This window comes from Halobacillus yeomjeoni, assembly GCF_020171525.1.
Classification (GTDB): domain Bacteria; phylum Bacillota; class Bacilli; order Bacillales; family Halobacillaceae; genus Halobacillus; species Halobacillus yeomjeoni.
Genome location: NZ_JAIVAI010000005.1, coordinates 48643 through 66445, shown reverse-complemented (window position 1 = coordinate 66445; position 17803 = coordinate 48643). Strand labels below are relative to the sequence as shown.

At 43.0% G+C, this 17803-nt stretch carries 15 protein-coding genes; 11 read left to right on the top strand and 4 right to left on the bottom strand.

What is annotated here, in order from left to right; all coding sequences use genetic code 11:
- The first annotated feature begins 100 nt into the window (after window positions 1-100).
- The 10 genes from LCL89_RS13250 (at window position 101) to LCL89_RS13205 (ending at window position 11927) form a co-directional block, all read left to right on the top strand.
- The gene (locus LCL89_RS13250) at window positions 101-607 is read left to right on the top strand and encodes a peroxiredoxin family protein (protein ID WP_224810481.1); all 507 of its coding nucleotides are present in this window, start codon (window positions 101-103) and stop codon (window positions 605-607) included.
- 104 nt (window positions 608-711) lie between these two features.
- The gene (locus LCL89_RS13245) at window positions 712-1479 is read left to right on the top strand and encodes a class I SAM-dependent methyltransferase (RefSeq protein WP_224810480.1); all 768 of its coding nucleotides are present in this window, start codon (window positions 712-714) and stop codon (window positions 1477-1479) included.
- A gap of 73 nt (window positions 1480-1552) precedes the next feature.
- Window positions 1553-2887, top strand: a complete 1335-nt coding sequence (locus LCL89_RS13240) for a cytochrome ubiquinol oxidase subunit I (RefSeq protein WP_197318308.1) — start codon at window positions 1553-1555, stop codon at window positions 2885-2887.
- Between the two features lie 15 nt (window positions 2888-2902).
- Entirely contained in the window at window positions 2903-3928 is a 1026-nt protein-coding gene (locus LCL89_RS13235) for a cytochrome d ubiquinol oxidase subunit II (RefSeq protein WP_224810479.1), read from the top strand.
- Window positions 3929-4048: 120 nt separating this feature from the next.
- Window positions 4049-5005: a glutaminase A gene (glsA, locus tag LCL89_RS13230; RefSeq protein ID WP_224810478.1), complete on the top strand. Its 957-nt coding sequence runs from the start codon at window positions 4049-4051 to the stop codon at window positions 5003-5005.
- Window position 5006: 1 nt separating this feature from the next.
- Window positions 5007-5453, top strand: coding sequence for a DUF4385 domain-containing protein (locus LCL89_RS13225; RefSeq protein WP_224810477.1), 447 nt, complete (start codon window positions 5007-5009; stop codon window positions 5451-5453).
- Between the two features lie 141 nt (window positions 5454-5594).
- Complete coding sequence (gene chrA / locus LCL89_RS13220; RefSeq protein WP_404813432.1) at window positions 5595-6767, top strand: chromate efflux transporter; 1173 nt, start codon at window positions 5595-5597, stop codon at window positions 6765-6767.
- A 130-nt stretch (window positions 6768-6897) separates the two neighbouring features.
- Window positions 6898-9717: a bifunctional diguanylate cyclase/phosphodiesterase gene (locus LCL89_RS13215; protein ID WP_224810475.1), complete on the top strand. Its 2820-nt coding sequence runs from the start codon at window positions 6898-6900 to the stop codon at window positions 9715-9717.
- A 4-nt stretch (window positions 9718-9721) separates the two neighbouring features.
- Entirely contained in the window at window positions 9722-11356 is a 1635-nt protein-coding gene (locus LCL89_RS13210) for a thiamine pyrophosphate-binding protein (RefSeq protein ID WP_224810474.1), read from the top strand.
- Window positions 11357-11450: 94 nt separating this feature from the next.
- Window positions 11451-11927 (top strand): PCYCGC domain-containing protein, encoded by a 477-nt coding sequence (locus tag LCL89_RS13205; RefSeq protein ID WP_224810473.1) that lies wholly within the window; start codon window positions 11451-11453, stop codon window positions 11925-11927.
- A 334-nt stretch (window positions 11928-12261) separates the two neighbouring features.
- Here LCL89_RS13205 and LCL89_RS13200 read toward each other — a convergent pair whose 3' ends face one another.
- The 4 genes from LCL89_RS13200 to LCL89_RS13185 are packed head-to-tail and all read right to left on the bottom strand — an operon-like array spanning window position 12262 to window position 16027.
- A complete protein-coding gene (locus LCL89_RS13200) occupies window positions 12262-12786 on the bottom strand; it encodes an RNA polymerase sigma factor (protein WP_224810472.1) in 525 nt (174 codons plus the stop codon).
- A gap of 11 nt (window positions 12787-12797) precedes the next feature.
- Entirely contained in the window at window positions 12798-14783 is a 1986-nt protein-coding gene (locus LCL89_RS13195; protein WP_224810471.1) for a DUF6449 domain-containing protein, read from the bottom strand.
- On the bottom strand, window positions 14758-15657 hold the full coding sequence (locus LCL89_RS13190; RefSeq protein WP_224810470.1) for an ABC transporter ATP-binding protein: 900 nt from the start codon (window positions 15655-15657) through the stop codon (window positions 14758-14760). The genes LCL89_RS13195 and LCL89_RS13190 overlap by 26 nt, the downstream gene beginning before the upstream one ends.
- Window positions 15632-16027: a GntR family transcriptional regulator gene (locus tag LCL89_RS13185; RefSeq protein ID WP_224810469.1), complete on the bottom strand. Its 396-nt coding sequence runs from the start codon at window positions 16025-16027 to the stop codon at window positions 15632-15634. The genes LCL89_RS13190 and LCL89_RS13185 overlap by 26 nt, the downstream gene beginning before the upstream one ends.
- A gap of 332 nt (window positions 16028-16359) precedes the next feature.
- On the opposite strand from LCL89_RS13185, the gene LCL89_RS13180 reads away from it, so the two are divergent.
- Complete coding sequence (locus LCL89_RS13180; RefSeq protein WP_224810468.1) at window positions 16360-17775, top strand: alanine/glycine:cation symporter family protein; 1416 nt, start codon at window positions 16360-16362, stop codon at window positions 17773-17775.
- Window positions 17776-17803: the final 28 nt, after the last annotated feature.

The window sequence follows — 17803 nt, the reverse complement described above, 5'->3', positions numbered from 1 at the left end:
CCAGCGAAAACTCGCATGTAAGTCAAAGTACAGACTTGGTTATCCTATTCAATATAGAACGAGTCCGATACACTGTTCACACCCAAAAGGAGGGTCTAAGTTGTGTACGTTTGAATTGGGAACTCAAGTTCCTGACTACCGCCTACCCGATGTTAAAGGGAAAATCGTATCTTTGAACGAACAACTGAACGAGCATCAAAGTTGGCAGCTCATCATTTTTTTCAGAGGTGCATGGTGCCCCGTCTGTGTTCAAGATTTGAAAGATCTGCAAGAGAGCAAAGATTTTCTTGAAGGAAAAGACGTTTATATCACCGCCATCTCCACTGACCGAAAAGAGAACTTGCAGGCAATGGCAGAAGAGAATGGCTTTACGTTCCCCGTCCTTTCGGATGAATATTTGGTTGTCCTCCAAGCCTTTCAGGTGCATTACCATTCTGAAGATGCTCCTTATGAGGATCACGGGGCCCATGGTGAGGCTGCGTATTTCTTAGTCAACGAAAAAGGGGAACTCTTGTATCAGCAGAGACAAACAAGCCCTTTCGGTCGTCCCACAGCCACAGAATTGAGAAAAATCGTTCAATATATCAAAAAGAATCTAAAGGAATAAATATTCAGTCCTATGCCGCCCAGGTATATCCAGATATTGGATGACCCTGGGCGGCATACTTTATATAATATAAATAAATCAGATTTTAAAAGGTGGGATTGAATATGTCGGACGATAAACAGAGAGTGAAGGATACATTTTCAAAAAATGCAGAGTCTTATGTAACCAGCACGACGCACAAGAACCAATCGGACCTTGATTTGATGGTCGAGTGGGCTGAACCACAATCGTCTTGGACAGCTCTCGATATTGCCACAGGAGGCGGACACGTTGCCAAAGAAATGAGCCGGTGGGTAGACACGGTTTTTGCCACCGACCTCACGAAGAAGATGCTTGAAAACACCTCCAGGCATCTGCAAGCACAGGAAAACATCCACTACATCATCGCAGATGCCGAAGAACTCCCCTTCATAGATGAGTATTTTGATTTAGTCACCTGCCGAATCGCTCCTCACCATTTTCCTGAACCTGACCGCTTCATTGAAGAGGTAACCCGTGTCTTAAAACCTCAGGGCCGTTTTTTAATGGTAGATAACATTGCTCCGGAACATGATGAATTGGATCACTTTTATAACACGTTTGAAAAGATGCGGGATGAAAGTCACGTCCGGGCATTGAAGATTTCGGAATGGAAAAAGCACTTCCAATTCCATCACTTATCGATCACGCAGGAACAGACGCGCAGAAAAACCCTGCCGTTCTCAGACTGGGTGACGAGGACATTAGATGAAGCTGCCGATCAGCAAAGAGTAGCGGATTACTTTTTATCTGCCAGCAAGGACATCCAATCATATTTTGATTTAAAAAAAGAAAAGCAATGGATCACTTCTTTTACCATCGATGAATGGGCGGTATCAGCAGAAAAGAAATAAACTTTGTATAATCTCCCCTTGCATTGGAAAAATAATCTAAGTATTGAAGATTTCAATGTGAGGGGTACATAGGATGGACATAGTGGTTATGGCACGTGCATTATTCGGAGCTTCTTTGGGATTTCATATCATATACGCCACGATCGGCGTAGGTGTTCCCGTTATGATCATCATTGCGGAAGTTTTATATTGGATAAAAAAAGATTCGGACTATGCATTGATGGCAAGACGCTGGACGAAAGGTTTTGCCATTGTGCTGGCCGTTTCCATTGCATCAGGTACAATCGTCGGCGTCCTCATCTCCTTGTTATTTCCGAGTTTCATGGAAATTGTCGGCCAAGTCATCGCACTGCCTTTTCAAATGGAAATCTTCGCTTTTCTCATTGAAGCGGTGTTCATGTCCATTTATTTATACGCAGCCGACCGCCTTTCCCCTTCCCTCCGCTTAGTGAGCATTATTTCTGTTGCAATCGGAGCGACCGCTTCTGCGGTACTGATTACAGATGTCCACGCCTGGATGAATACGCCAGCCGGTTTTCGGATCACCCCGAGTGGTGATGTGACCGACATCAATCCCTGGGCTGCGTTTTTCAACCCAAGCTTCGGTGTCACAGCCATTCATGTCACGTTATCCGCTTATATGACTGTATCGTTTATTATTGCTTCAATCGCTGCTTTGCGGTTAATGAAGAGCAAAATCACACAAGCCGAAAGAAACTATCACAAAAAGGCTTTGACCATCGCTTTATATTTCGGTGCAATCACCTCTCTTGCTACAGCTGTGAATGGCCATGAAACGGCTCAAATGCTTCATGAATACAACCCTCGGAAACTGGCCGCTGCCGAAGGATTATTTGAAACGACCCGATACGCCCCACTTTCAATTGGAGGTTACACTTCTCTTGAAGATCAGCGGGTCAAATATGCTGTGGAAATTCCTTATGCGTTAAGTTTTTTGGCAGGGGACCGATTTGATACGGAAGTGAAAGGGTTGAATGAGTACCCCGAGGAGCTATGGCCTCCTCTCTATGTGCACGTCTTATTCAATATCATGGTGGGGATCGGATCCCTGCTGATCGTTGTCGCTTTTCTCGCTTTATTTTGGAAACATATTTTGAAAAGAGAGTTCCCCGGATGGATGCTTGCTTTACTTGTAACGAGCGGGCCTTTAGCGATGATCGCCATTGAAACAGGATGGTGTTTCAGCTGTATCGGCAGACAACCGTGGACGATCACCGATGTGCTTCGGACGGAGAATGCCGCAACACAATCTCCGAGTGTAGGGATTCTGTTTGTATTGTTTCTTTCTCTCTATATCATTCTTTTGTTTGTCACTGGCTTCGTATTGAAAAATTATTTCAAGCGGAACCCCGTCAGCAAGGACTTATCTGCAGATACCTTAGGATAGAAAGGAGAGATCGGGATGGAAGCCTCTACTCTGGCAGTCACCATTTTATGGAGTCTGCTGTTTGTCTATGCAATGCTGGGGTCATTGGATTTCGGTGCCGGATTCTGGGGAATGATTTATGGAAAAAATGATCATACGAGTGCATCTCAGATTGCCAACCGATTCTTATCCCCTACTTGGGAAGTCACGAACGTGTTCTTTGTCATACTGGTCGTTTCTGTCGTCACGTTTTTCCCTTTTGCTACAACCATGCTGGGAAGCCTGCTGCTGCTTCCTATCGGGCTGGGATTGATCCTTTTAGCCATACGAACCACCTTCATGGTATTTGAGCACCATGCTAAAAGGTTCAGGGAGTTATTGAGAATGACATCCGGTATAACCGGGTTGATCATCCCCGCCCTTTTAGTCAGTATCTTACCCATTACTCTCGGTGGATTCATTGAATTTGAGGATGGTCTTCCCCGCCTGTATTACCGGGAACTGCTCGTTCACCCTACCTTGTACATGCATATCGCATTCGGTTTATCTACAGAGTTATTCATTTCTGCTGTGTTTTTGATGGACTACGCAAAAGAAGCCGAAGATCACTCTGCTTATCATACATTCCGAAAACACGCGATCTGGCTCGGACCTGTATCGATTGCTATTGCCGTTTTGACGATTGGTACGTTTCCTGCTGAAGCGACCTGGATCGTGGACAATATCCAAAGGAATTGGTTCTGGTTCGGTTTATCCTTGTTTTTCTTCCTTATCGGATATGGGTTTCTATTTTTGAAGCGGTCGGATGGAGAGCGGGGAATGGCCAGGCTGGCGGTTCTTGCGATCGTCCTCCAGTATGGCATCGCAATTTATGCTTATGGGTCCGCACACCTCCCTTACCTGGTCTACCCTCATTTGAAGATTGAGGACGGTTTTACAGACCCCGGCATGTTTTATCAGATGTTGGTGGTTTACGGAATCGGCTTCGGTATATTGATTCCAGCTTTCATCTTGTTTTGGCGGCTATTCCTTAAAGACCGCCGTTACTTGAAACAGGAATAGTTCTTTTGTAAGGTCTGGCCCCTCACTGATGTGGCCGGGCCTTAATTTTTTTACATAGGGTTGTCTGATTTGGATATAGGGTAATGGAAACTATCTGATTATAGAAAAAGGAGAGAGATGATGAAAGAGTTGACAGAACAGTATCTGATGGAAGCGATTGAAGACAGTAAACCTTTTGCTTCATCAGGTAATGTGAACATGAACATCCCTAATTTTGACGAAACGTTGAAAGACCTTTTAGGGGTGACCATCATTACTATGGACCAAGAATGCTACTATGCGGGAGACTATAAGGAATGCGTGCCTATGCAAAGCACCTCAAAAATCATCGGTTTGATGCTTGCCCTGCAGGATTTCGGCAAAGACAGAGTGTTTCAAGCCGTGGGCATGGAGCCGATGGGTGATTTTTTCAATTCCATCAGTCAGCTTGAATCCTACGACACCAGCAAGCCATTCAATCCTATGATCAATGCCGGGGCGATTGCTGTCGCTGCACTAATCAAGGGACAGAGTGTAGAAAAAAGATTTGAACGCTATTTGAATTTCCTTAAAAAGATCACTTCTCATGAAGAACTCTGGATGAGCGAAGAAGTGTATGAAGCGGAAAAAGCGAACGGTGCCCGCAACCGCTCCCTCGCCTATTTCATGCAGAGTACAGGTACACTCGTAACAGATGTGGAAGAAGCTTTAGACCTTTACTTCCGCATGAACGCAGTCATGATGAATTGTGAAGATTTCGCACGCGTCGGACTATTCCTTGCTAGGGGTGGAAGAGCTCCACATACAGAAGAACGGTTGATTCCTCCCCACCACCTTCGCACAGTGAAAGCCATCATGATGACTTCTGGTATGTATAACTCCTCCGGGCACTATGCGGTTGAAGCAGGTATCCCCTGCAAAAGCGGTGTCTCTGGAAGCATCATAGGAGCTATTCCCGGACGGATGGGAATAGGAGTGATCGGACCTGCGATTGATGAAAAAGGAAACAGCACTGCAGGCGGCGCGTTGATCAAGAAGCTGTCTCAAGACCTTGGATTGAATATGTTTGGTATAGAAAACATCGAAAAGGAGCGGTAACGTGGCTTTTGACTACTCGATCGATTTTGAAAATACGGACTTTCGTAAGAACCCTGAACATTACCGGGTAGGGCGAGGCGAACAGGGAGTGCTTCTTGTAGAGCCTTATAAAAGTGAGATCCTCCCTCATTGGAGGTTCAAGACCCCTGATATCGCCAAAGAATCTTCTGAAAAAATTTATCAGATGTACCTTGACTATAAGGAAGCAGAGGATTTTGTAGGAATGGACATGGCTAGAAAATTCCTGCAAATGGGGTACACAAGGTCCCGGCGTTATGCCAACTATAAAGGCGGTAAGAAATACGATGAGAATGGAGACGTACAAGAACGGCAAATTGATGAGGAGAAAGCAGAATCGGCAGCGATCTTTGAAGAGAAGTGGATAAAAGTCCGCGAAGACGAAGACTATTTGGAAAAAAAGAAAGAGCATCAGAAGGAATACGGATAATCATTTCTCCTAATCGTTTTGCGCCCTTATCTATCTTCCATATTCTATTGATATCTTCCTTATAATGCCGTATATTGAAACCTGCTCAGCTTCTTCAAATGGTCGCTGAGCACCATTTTTGTACGTATGGAGGAAGATTCATTGAAGAAAAATCGCAATTCATTATTGGAAATATTTAAAGCAAGCACCAAGCTGGGATTGACTTCTTTCGGCGGTCCAGTTGCGCACCTTGCTTATTTCAAAGATGAGTATATCGACCGAAAAAAATGGATCGATGATAAGACGTACGCGGATATCATCGCTTTATGTCAATTCCTTCCCGGTCCAGCAAGCAGCCAGGTCGGCATCGCCATTGGTATGCTGAGGGGTGGTTTTTTAGGTGGACTCATTTCATGGATTGGTTTTACTGTTCCATCCATCATCATTTTGACCTTGTTCGGATTGCTTTATCAAAATTTTGATATTGGGGATGCCCCTTTCATACACAGCCTTAAGGTCGTGGCCGCTGCTGTTGTTCTTCATGCTCTGATCGGACTCGGAAAGAAATTGACGCCTGACCGGCCCAGGATTGCTATAGGATTGATTGCTTCCCTTATTCTCATTCTTTATCCATCTGCCTGGATGCAGTTAATCATCATTGCTGGAGCCGGCTTGATCGGTTGGAAGGCCTTTGCCACTGAATCAAAAATTGAGCCGTTTCCCGCTACGTTTTCCAAGAAAACAGGAATCACTGCCTTATCTGTTTTGATAGGGATGCTGACTCTTCTCCCTGTTCTTGCGAAGAACACGGAAAATATCCTGGTACAAATGTTTGATACCTTTTTCCGTGTAGGGGCGCTCGTTTTCGGAGGCGGTCATGTTGTTCTTCCTATGCTGGAACGTGAAGTTGTCCCAACAGGATGGCTTACTGCAAATGAATTCCTGGCGGGTTACGGGATGGCACAGGCTGTGCCTGGACCGCTTTTCACATTTGCCAGCTACTTAGGTACAATGATGGAGGGAGTCATAGGGGCTGTTGTAGCTACAATCGGAATTTTTCTTCCTTCGTTTTTGTTTCTTTTAGCGGCTTTACCTTTCTTGAATGAACTGCGAAAGCGGCCGGCCTTTCAGGGTGTGTTGACTGGGGTGAACGCGAGTGTCGTCGGGATTTTACTCGCTGCTTTTTATGACCCGGTCCTAAAGAGTTCCATTCAAGGCGCTGAAGATTTCGCTCTAGCTGCTTTGTTGTTTTCCCTGCTCCACTTCTTCCGTACCCCAGCATGGGCGATCGTATTAATAGGAATCGCCGGTGGACTACTACTGAATATAATTTAAAATAATGGCGCAAAAGGCTTACTTTTGCGCCTTTTTATTTGCTTTTTTTTAATTTAATAATTTTTTTAGCAGGAAGTTCATTATAAAGGTCGAATTTTAATACAATATGACTACTTATGGAGGTTTTGTAATGGCAGATCAACAAACCAGGTATTCGCGTCTTGCACAAATTACAAAGCTTATCAATACGAAGCTGGATTTGCAAGAAGTACTAGAGCATGTAGTAACCGCCATCTCTGAAGAAATTATGCGATGTGACTCTGTAGGAATTTATTTACCTCAGGAGGACGGTACGTATCGCGGTTACGTAGGGAAACCATCCACCATTAATGGAATGTCACTAGACATGCACGTGGTAGACCCGGAAATGGATCAATTGACAAAAGAAGTCATTGAAACGAAAGAAGCTATCTATATCCCTGATACTTCAAAAGATGACCGCCCTGATCAACGAGCTGTTCAGGCATTCAAAATCCAATCATTACTCGTCGCCCCGATCGCTCAAGATGACGAAATATATGGGCTCGCCTACCTATTTGACTACGGGACTCCGATGAATCTGACTCTTTCTGAGATAGAATCGGTCAAGGCTTATGTCAACATGGCTGCAGTGGCGATTCGTAACGCTAACAACCTTGTGCGCAAAGAAGATCTGATCGAGCAGAAGCAGCTCCTTTTGAATGTGACCAGAGATTTGTCTCTCTGCTCCTCTCTCCCTGAAGCTCTGGATCGTTGTTATTTTTACTTAGGAAAAGTTTTGGACAACTATAACATCGGTGCGCATTTCGTCGATCCTATCGCCGAGAGTAAAATCACTCAAGGTACCCTCAGTAAAAACAGCGACTGGACAGAGGAAGAGTGGAAGAAGACTCATGAAGATTTGAAGGTCGACCATACGAAAGATGAAGTATTCCAGGAAATTCTCAAATCCAAGCAATCAATCATGATTCCTGATGTTTATGAGGATAGCCGGACCAACCATGAGTTGTGTGAGCATTTTGGAATACAAGCTTTATATATGATCCCCCTTGTAGCTGTTGGTGAAGTACTTGGGGCCATTGCAATTGTTAATTTGGAAGAAAAAGGATTAAACTATTCTAAAACTGCGATCCAGCTCGCCGAATCAATCGTGGATGCAACCGCTCCCGTATTGTTCAACTTGATCTACATGGAAAAACAGGATTTGATCATCAACCAGCGGACATCGGAGATTCGGGAAAAAAACAATGAACTGGAAAAAGTCATTACCGAGTTGAAGCAGATGAGTCATGAGAAAGAATTGATTCTGAACTCTGCCGGTGAAGGTATCTTCGGATTGGACTTGAACGGACGGCTTACGTTCGCAAACCCTTCAGCAACGGACCTGCTTGGGTATGATTCGGAGGAAGATATTATCGGTTGCTCACAAGATCAAATCTTCCATTCAGAGCTTTCGATGAAAGAACTACTATCCACTTTTTCCATAGGGAATGAAAGTAAACGGAACCAGGAAAATATGGATGAGTATTTTGTAAGACAGGATGAAGAGATATTTCCTGTCGAGTATGTAATCACTCCTCAGAAACAGAGCGGTAAAGTCGTCGGGTATGTTGTCACATTCAAAGATGTCACGACTCGTAAACAAATGGAAGAAAAAATAAAGTACCATGCCTATTACGATAGCGTAACGAACATTCCGAACCGGGTTCTCTTCCAGGACCGTCTCAATCAAGCATTGACCTATGCAGAAATGCAAAAGCGCTCATTAGCGATCTTATTCTTGGATTTGGATCGTTTCAAAAAAATCAACGACACGTTCGGGCACGGATTTGGTGACTCAGTCCTTAAAAGCGTAGCTGCCCGGCTGGATTCCGCGATTCCTAAAGAAGCCACCGTCTCAAGACAAGGCGGCGATGAATTCATCATTCTCTTACCAACGATCAAGAGTAAGGATGAAGCTGTGGAATGTGCAGAAACGATTCTTCATACATTCGATGAACCCTTTAACATTGGTGATCAAGAAGTCGCTATAAAAACCAGCATCGGTATCAGCCTTTATCCTGAAGGTGGGACGACAAGCGAGACGCTCGTCAAACATGCAGATGTGGCGATGTATAAAGCCAAAGAACTGTCAGGTAACCAATATCAATTCTATTCTTCAGATATCGTAGATCGATCTGTTGAAAGTGTTCAATTGGAAAATGACTTGTACAAAGCCTTGGACCAAGGCGGCAATGAGTTTTTCCTTCACTATCAACCGAAGTTCAATGCAAATACAAACGAAATCACAGGAATGGAAGCTCTCGTCAGATGGAATCATCCTAAGCTGGGTTTCATGCCGCCAAATATGTTCATACCATTAGCTGAAGAAACAGGGTTGATTGTTAAATTAGGCGAGTGGGTCATCAGACAGTCCTGCCTGCAAATGAAGAGGTGGTATGATGCAGGACTTACGGAACTCGTCATTTCAGCCAATCTGTCTCCTCAGCAATTCCGTCAGCATGATATAACGAACGTCGTCAAAGAAATCCTTGAGGAAACACAACTCCCACCTGAAAATTTAGAATTGGAATTGACAGAAAACATTATCATTCATAACTCAGAAACAATGCTTGCGACCATGCATAAATTAAAGAATCTAGGGATAAAAATGTCGATTGATGACTTCGGGACCGGCTACTCTTCCCTTGGATATTTAAAAGATTTCCCTATCGATACGTTGAAGATAGACAAATCTTTCATTGATGATATTACGACCAATACGAATAATGCAGCCATTACGAACACCATCATCACACTGGCTGATAGCTTGAATCTCAGTGTCATCGCTGAAGGTGTAGAAGACCAGGAACAAGCTGAGTTTCTGATCGAACATGGCTGTTATTTGATGCAGGGATATTATTTCAGCCGCCCATTGGAGGCTGCCAAGTTAGAAGAAGTATTTTTGAAAAACTTATCACAAAAGGGGTAAAACAATGAAATCCGTTCGAGCTGTATTAGATTATTTTGTTTCTGGAAATATACAATATATATTCGGCATTCCAGCTGGATCTGTAAATGCTTTTTTTGATGAGCTATACGATACACCATCCATTACGCCAATCGTTACAAAACATGAAGGGGCTGCTTCTTACATGGCCGCCGCTTATGCCAAATATTCTAAATCTCTCAGTGTCTGTATCGGCAGCAGCGGTCCAGGCGGAACTAACTTAGTGACGGGAGCGGCTAATGCGATGAGAGAGCATCTTCCTGTCCTCTTCCTGACAGGTGCTGTACCCGTAAGCACTATGGGACTCAACGCATCCCAGGAGCTTGATGCAGGTCCAATCTATCAATCTGTGACGAAATATAGTAAGAGAGTGGATCGTGCCGAAGACTTACTGCCTGAAATACACAAAGCGATAGAAATAGCTATGACTGGTGTCCCCGGCCCGGTACATATCGCCATGCCTATCGATGTGCAGCTTCAGCAGATAGCTGATACCACTCTTCCTGAGTTCCCTGTGAGAAAACCTTTGCTTCCTGGTGATGATTCGATTTCAAACGCAGTAAATCATTTAGCAAAAGCTAATAGCGGTTATATCTTCGCAGGACAGGGAATCAGGGACAGCGTGGAGGATGTCATTGAACTCGCTGAACTATTGAACTGGCCGATTGTAACTTCTCCTCAGGCCAAAGGACTCATCCCTGGTGATCATTCCCTTCTTAAAGGAATTTTCGGTTTCGCAGGCCATGAAGAGGCTTCCCAGCTGATTAATGATACACCTACCGAAGCAGTACTGATACTAGGTTCAAGCTTGGGAGAAACGGCGACGAACAACTACAACATGAATATCACTAAAGATCGATTTACCATTCAAGTCGACTTTGACGACTCCGTGTTCAACCGTAAATATCCTGTTGATGTTTCGATCCATGGAGATATCCAGCTCTCCGTATCTTCCCTGGTAACAGAGTTGAGAAATAAAGGGTTTGAAAAGAAACCAAAAGCTTCTATTCAAACACCTCAGACAGCAGATATGGTCGAATACAACACAAGGAATGTCTTAGCTTCTCTCCAGGAGAAGCTCCCACAATCGACCAGGTATACGATCGATATCGGAGAGTTCATGGCTTATGTCATTCATCATATGGATGTTCTACATGAAGATTCTTTTGATATCAATGTACACTTTGGTGCAATGGGAAGTGGAATCGGCAGTGCCCTCGGTGCTAAACTGGCGGATCCTGATCGATTGACGGTCAGTATTACAGGGGACGGCTGTTTCTTCATGCATGGAATGGAAATTTTGACGGCAAAAGAATATGAAATCCCTGTTCTGATTGTGGTAATGAATAATGCCAGACTAGGCATGGTTCACCACGGACACTCACTTCAATACAAACGAGCGCATGATCGTTTCAATCAAGAACCGACCGATATCTGCAAAATGGCTGACTCTATGGGTATACCTAGTGCAAGAGTGGAACAATTAGAAGACTTGACTGCTGATAAGATAGAATCATTGACGGAACATCAAGGTCCTGCAGTATTGGAAATAGCTCTCGTCGATGACAACATCCCACCAATGGGTGACCGGGTAAAATTCTTATCTTCTTTCGGAAAGTAAATATGGCAAAATTCGTAACGATATAAATCCTTATTGATTATAATCAGCACCTTCTTTATGATGAATTTAAACATTCATAAAGAAGGTGTTTTTTTTGAAATTAAAATGGTTTCTTTCCATTGGAATCCTTTTAGGCAGTCTATTGTCAGGATGCAGCTCTCACTCTGCGGAAAAACACGAAGGACAAGAGCATGTGAATGGAGATATTCGTGAAGAAACAAAACATAAAGAAGAGCTTCCTTCTTTTTTAGATGATAAAAATGAAGATATGCAGCTCCTATATACGGCAGCAGCCGAAAGCAAACCCATCCTTGATCATATTCCCTGCTATTGCGGATGTGGAGACAGTGTGGGACACCGAAGCAACTACGATTGTTTTGTCCATGACAATAAAGAAAACGGAGCTGTCGTGTGGGATGACCATGCAACGAAATGCGGCGTTTGTTTAGAGATTGCAGCCCAATCGATTATGGACTACCAAGAAGGTAAATCCATTGAACAAATTCGAAAAGAAATTGACAAAAAGTATGAAGAAGGGTTTCCTGAACCGACCCCGACACCCGAAATATAAACACTCAGCGTTCTCTTTCATGATGAAAGAGAACGCTTTTTTGTGGATAACCTGTTGGATGTGAATAAGCTGCCCCTAATCAAATGTTTAATTTATGAGATTTTGCCTTTCTTTCCTGTGTATATGTGTATAAATTTACAAAAATGGAGGATAACTCCATATTTATCCCCAATCGATAATGATACATTGTTGGATACGACACGTTTGGTTTGTGGAAAAGTTTAAATTCTTCTTACAGTAAACCCCCATCAGTTGAAATCCTACTCAATAAACAGAAGACGGTATTTATACCATGTAAAATAAGAAAGGTTCCACATTTCTGTGGAACCTTTCTTCAAGCTATGAAAACTTTCATTTCCTTATTGTTCATTTTTTCTTTCATAGCTTTTCGAGCACGATGAAGGCGTGACTTTACAGCAGAAGGTGTAATGTTCAATTGCCGGGCAATTTCTTTCTCTCCCAATTGTTCTTGATAATTCAGGAGAAGTACGACTCTTAACTTTGGAGGAAGTGTGCACACCTTTTCCGTCACATCATCTACTAAAAGAATTTGCTCCATTTCCCTTTCGACACTTGATGAATAATCACAACCAATATCTTTGAGTTGGATTTCATTTTCAGGTACAAGCACCACCTTTTTTTCCCTCCTCAAATAATCGATAGCTTTATTAGACGCGATTCTCGACAACCAGGCACCGGCTTTTTGAACATCTCTGACCTCATTCAATTTGTTATATGCCTTCAAAAACGTTTCTTGAAGAACGTCTTCAGCTGCACTGGAATCTTTAGTGATTTTTAGAGCCACATGATACACACGCTGGTAATAATTCTGGTACAGATCATTAAACTGAATACCCATCATATTCTCCCTTAATTATTGAAGTGATTTTTAATGAATTCCGGAGCTTCTTCTTTTTTAAAACTTAATACTTCAAAATCACCCCGGCCGGATTCTCCAAAGTAGAACGCGACCAGATAATCACCGTCTTCTTGGTAATTCTTTGCCTTCATTGCCTCTTCGATCTTTTCTTTATCTTTTATAGTCAGACCACTTTTCCCATTCGCTCTAGCATGATGAAATGCACTTTCTGAATCATTATTCTCGAATGTGTTCCACGGAATAACCTCCATCCGTTCAATATCGTCCGCCTGAACCATCACTTCATCGTACAGCCCCTCTTCCTTCAGCCACTGTGTTGTCTTATCAAAAGAAGGAAGAATTGTTACGTGTGGTGGATTGTTATTACCTGAATGGACAAATACCTCAGCCCCTGGAATTCCAGTCGGCCCGATCATATCCTCATAGGTCAAAGTAAAAATATCAGACTTCAAACGGTTAAGGAACTCTTCGATCTTTTCAGGGCTGTTTAAAATCTTCCCTTTATTATGACCAGAATTAAACTCCAGCTTCATGACAGTAGAAGGATCGACTTGCACAATCGGGTAATGAATCTCTTTATACTCCTTCGTTTCTGATATAGTTTTCAACTCTGGGGCAAATACTTCTTTATCGATTTCATAGCTCCGAAAGATCGTATCTCCATTTTTCATTTCATAAGCCACAAAATAACGGCGGTCTCCTTCATCAAAAGAAGAATCCTGTTCTATTATTGCTTCATGAAGGTTGATTACGGACTGGATGCCTTCCTTTGATTCAATTACCATGTCACCGCTACTTTGATCAATTCGATCTTGATAGTGATGATAACTGTTTCCTAAGAACACACTTTCAACTTCATCCATTTGAGGAATATTGGATTCATACCCTTTCCATAGTAGTGGTAGAACAGTAATAAACAATAAAGTCACACCGCCATAAACTCCCAAGCCTTTGAGAAGGGATAAATTGAACACACGCCACGTTTTTTTAGTCACCATGACCGCAACGCAATAACCGAAAAGCAGTCCCATGCCGTATCCTACGAAGGACCAGTTTAGAGAAGATTGTGATTCTCCGAAATAGATCCCGCCGAATACGGAGAAACATAAGGTCATTCCAGCTATGAATACAGGTCTCAACGAAGCTACAGCAATAGCCGAAGATGCCGCCTCCAGAGATCTTTTCTTGTAAATGATTTTTGCAAGGACGTAGAATGAAACAGCTAAGATAATATAAACTCCCAGCTCCACATAAGAGATTGGCATGAACTTTTCTTCAGGTTGATAATAACTCGTCAAATCCAGTATAGGAGAAAAGTTTTGAATCCCGTCTTCATAAACCACTCCTTCCGTAAATCCGTTCACAAACATACCGATATGATAGGAACCTAGAAACATAATCCCTGTTGGGAAAAACAGCAGAATATAAGTCAAAACACCTTGAAGAGTGGAGAGGCCTGTCAATGTCCCGACCAGCACGGCTGCAAGAAAGACGAAAACAGTCAAAACCAGCATAACCGCCGTCCAATAGGCTACATCGCTGAACACGTAAAACTCAGAAGCTCCATCGATTCCCAGCAGGACTGCCATGATGATACTGTTTACCAATACAGGTAAAAGCAACATAAGCAGACCTGAGCTCGCATGATGGTTGAACAGCTTTTCCCTCTTTATCGGAAGACTGTGTATGAAATCCGAAGTCGTCTTTACATGTAGATAACGAAAAAGGAAAATGGCCATCAAGACGGGCAGAATGAACAAAAAGAGAACCTGGATATCAAATAAGAATGTCTGATCAAACAACCCTCGATCAAAGGTGATTCCATAATATTCTCTACGTTCATCACTCAATGCCATGAACAGCTGCAAAGGCAGAGCGAAGAATAAGCCGAGAAAATATACAATACTGATCCACCCCACATTACGGAAATCTTGTTTAAGAATCTCTTTTTTAAACAAGGATATTTTCAATGGCATAACCGACACCTCCCATTTCATAAATGAAAATCTCTTCTAATGTCAAAGGCAGCCGATCGAAGACAAGTGGTTGATGGCTTTGGATCAGCGATGTCACTTGTTCTTCTTCACCTCTTACAATCAACAGCTGGATACTGCCCCTGTGCTCTTTGTGTAAAATATTCAATTCGCTTTCCAAAGCAGCATTCATATCACCCTTAAAAGCGACTTGGATTTTATGGATATCTGCTTTCAAATCATCCAGATCCCGTTCTAATAGGATTTCGCCTTTATGTAAAATCCCTATGAAATCGCAGAGGTCCTCCACTTCACGAAGGTTATGGGACGAAATAAGGACGGTCATTTCACGATCCGCCACATCCTGAACGATCAGATTGCGGATTTTTTTCCGCATGACCGCATCCAATCCATCGAACGGTTCATCCAACACCAGAACATCCGGCATGACGGACATTGATAACCAAAAAGCGACCTGCCTCTGCATTCCTTTGGAAAATTGCTGGATTTTCTTATTTACATCCAACCCAAATAATTCATTCAGTTTTTGGAAACGCTCCTCGTTCCAATTTTCATAGATTTCCTTATAGAAATCCGCCATTTGTCTCACAGTATAGTGAGGGAGGAAATAAAGGGTATCAGGCAGAAAAACCATCCGTTGTTTGATTGATTCATTTTCGAACACATTTTCTTCTAAAACGGAAACTTCGCCTCGGGACTGCTTTAAAATTCCTGCCACCGTTCTTAACAATGTCGTTTTCCCTGCTCCGTTCGACCCGAGAAGTCCATAAATGGAACCCTTCCTGACGTGGAAGTGGACATCATTCAAAACTTTCGTCTTTTCAAATTCTTTATGAAGTTGCTGTACTTGAATCATCTTCCTTCCCCCTTTCCACTTCATAGAGAAGTGCATGGATCTCTTCAGCGGTCATCCCTAAATAAATCGCCTCTGAAAACAGTTTTTTCAACTCTTCCCGCACCTTTTTCATCTCCTCTTCATTCGCATCTTTTTCCACCGGGTGAACGAAACTCCCTCGACCTTTCACTGAATAGATGTATCCTTGTGACTCCAGCTCTCGATAGGCTTTTTGTATGGTATTCGGGTTGATCGTCAATTGCTGGGCAAGCTCACGGACAGAAGGCAGCTTTTCATCGGCTTTCAGCACGTCATGTATGATCAGCTGTTTGAGCTTTTCAACCAATTGTTCATAGATCGGTTTCCGACTTCTTAAGTCCAATTCGAACATCAACACACCTCCCGCTCATTTTTAACCGTATTAACTGTATTAGTATTTGTAGTACAGTATTAACTATATAGAATTCCTTTCATTTTGAGAAGTGCTTTTTTTATTTTTTTCCAAAAAAGGACTTAAGAACCATATTCACATGAACATCTCCACGTATTGAAATCATTTTCCGCGTTTTCTTATGTTTCACGTTATCTAGACAGTGTAAAGAGGCCTAAAGTTAGTCAATCCCTCCAATTAATAATTTTCTTGGAAGGTTTCAACCTATGGTTTATCAATCCCATATAAGGGAATATATGGGGCAACAATACAGCTATGAAGGAGGCTCCCCATTGGGACAACTTTGGAGTACTATTGAAAAAGGAATCGCAGATGTATCCAATTTTTTATGGACGTATCCCTTATCGATCATTTTAATTCTCGCCGGGATCTTCCTTACGATCAGAATCAAGTTTTTTCAATTCCGCTTTTTTGGGCACGTCCTTCATCAAACCATCGGACAAATTTTTAAAAAGACGGAACAAAAAGGAACCATCACCCCTTTCCAGGCTTTCACCTCGGCTTTAGCTTCTACAGCAGGAGCCACGAATATCGTCGGTGTACCGATTGCCATATCTTTAGGAGGGCCTGGTGCGCTGTTTTGGATGTGGCTTGTCGCCTTGATCGGTATGGCGACCAAGTATTCTGAAATACTTCTTGGAATGAAATACCGGGAGAAGAACGAGAAAAACATATGGGTAGGCGGACCCCAATACTACATAAAGAAAGCTTTGGGGTGGAAGTGGGTATCGACAGCATTCGCCTTCTTCTTAATGATTGAATTGATTCCAAGCACGATGGTCCAATCCAATTCAATCGCCACTCAGACCGAAGGAGCATTTGGCTGGCCGGTCTACATTACAGGCGCCATCATGTGTGCAGCCATAGCTTTAGTAGTGTTTGGCGGCATCAAGCGCATTGCTAAAGTAACTGACAAAATGGTCCCGGGAATGGTATTGATTTATTTAGGTATATGTTTATACGTCATCTTCGCCAATATCGATCAGCTCCCGAATGTTTTCGGTTTGATTTTCACCCACGCTTTCAGTCCGATAGCAGCTACTGGAGGGTTTGCAGGCGCTGGAATTGCACAAGCTTTGAGATGGGGTGTGGCCCGCGGGCTTTACTCCAACGAGGCTGGTCTAGGTACAGCCCCTATCGCTCATGCCGCTGCTAAAACAGACCACCCTTCCAGACAAGCGTTGTGGGGGATTTTCAGCGTATTCATCGATACCATCGTCATTTGTACCATCTCCGGTTTAACGGTCTTGGTCACCGGGGCCTGGAAAGAAGTCAGTGGTGAGAATGCGTCGAATATGATTAATGTGGCAATCGGAAGTGAGTTTGGAGATGCATTCGGCAGCAGCTTCATCAGTGTCTTCTTACTGTTTTTCGTAATCACAACGATTGGGATCCTTACTTTCTATGGAGAAAAACAAGCGGAGTATCTCTTTAACTTGAAGGCTGCCAAGTTTATGCGGATCGTGTATATTTTATCTGTATTCGTCGGAGCCATAGGAGGATTGAAGTTCGTGTGGCAGTTCTTGGATCTTCTGCTCGCCTTTGTTTTGTTAGCGAACGTCGTCCCGCTTTTATTTTTACACAAAGAGATTGCAGCGCTCACAGATGATTACATCAATCGTGTTTATAAAAAGCGTACGAAAAAGAAAAAAATCGACCTCTTTTATGAAGAGGAAGATGCAAGCTGAGAAGACACCGTCAACGGTGTCTTCTTTT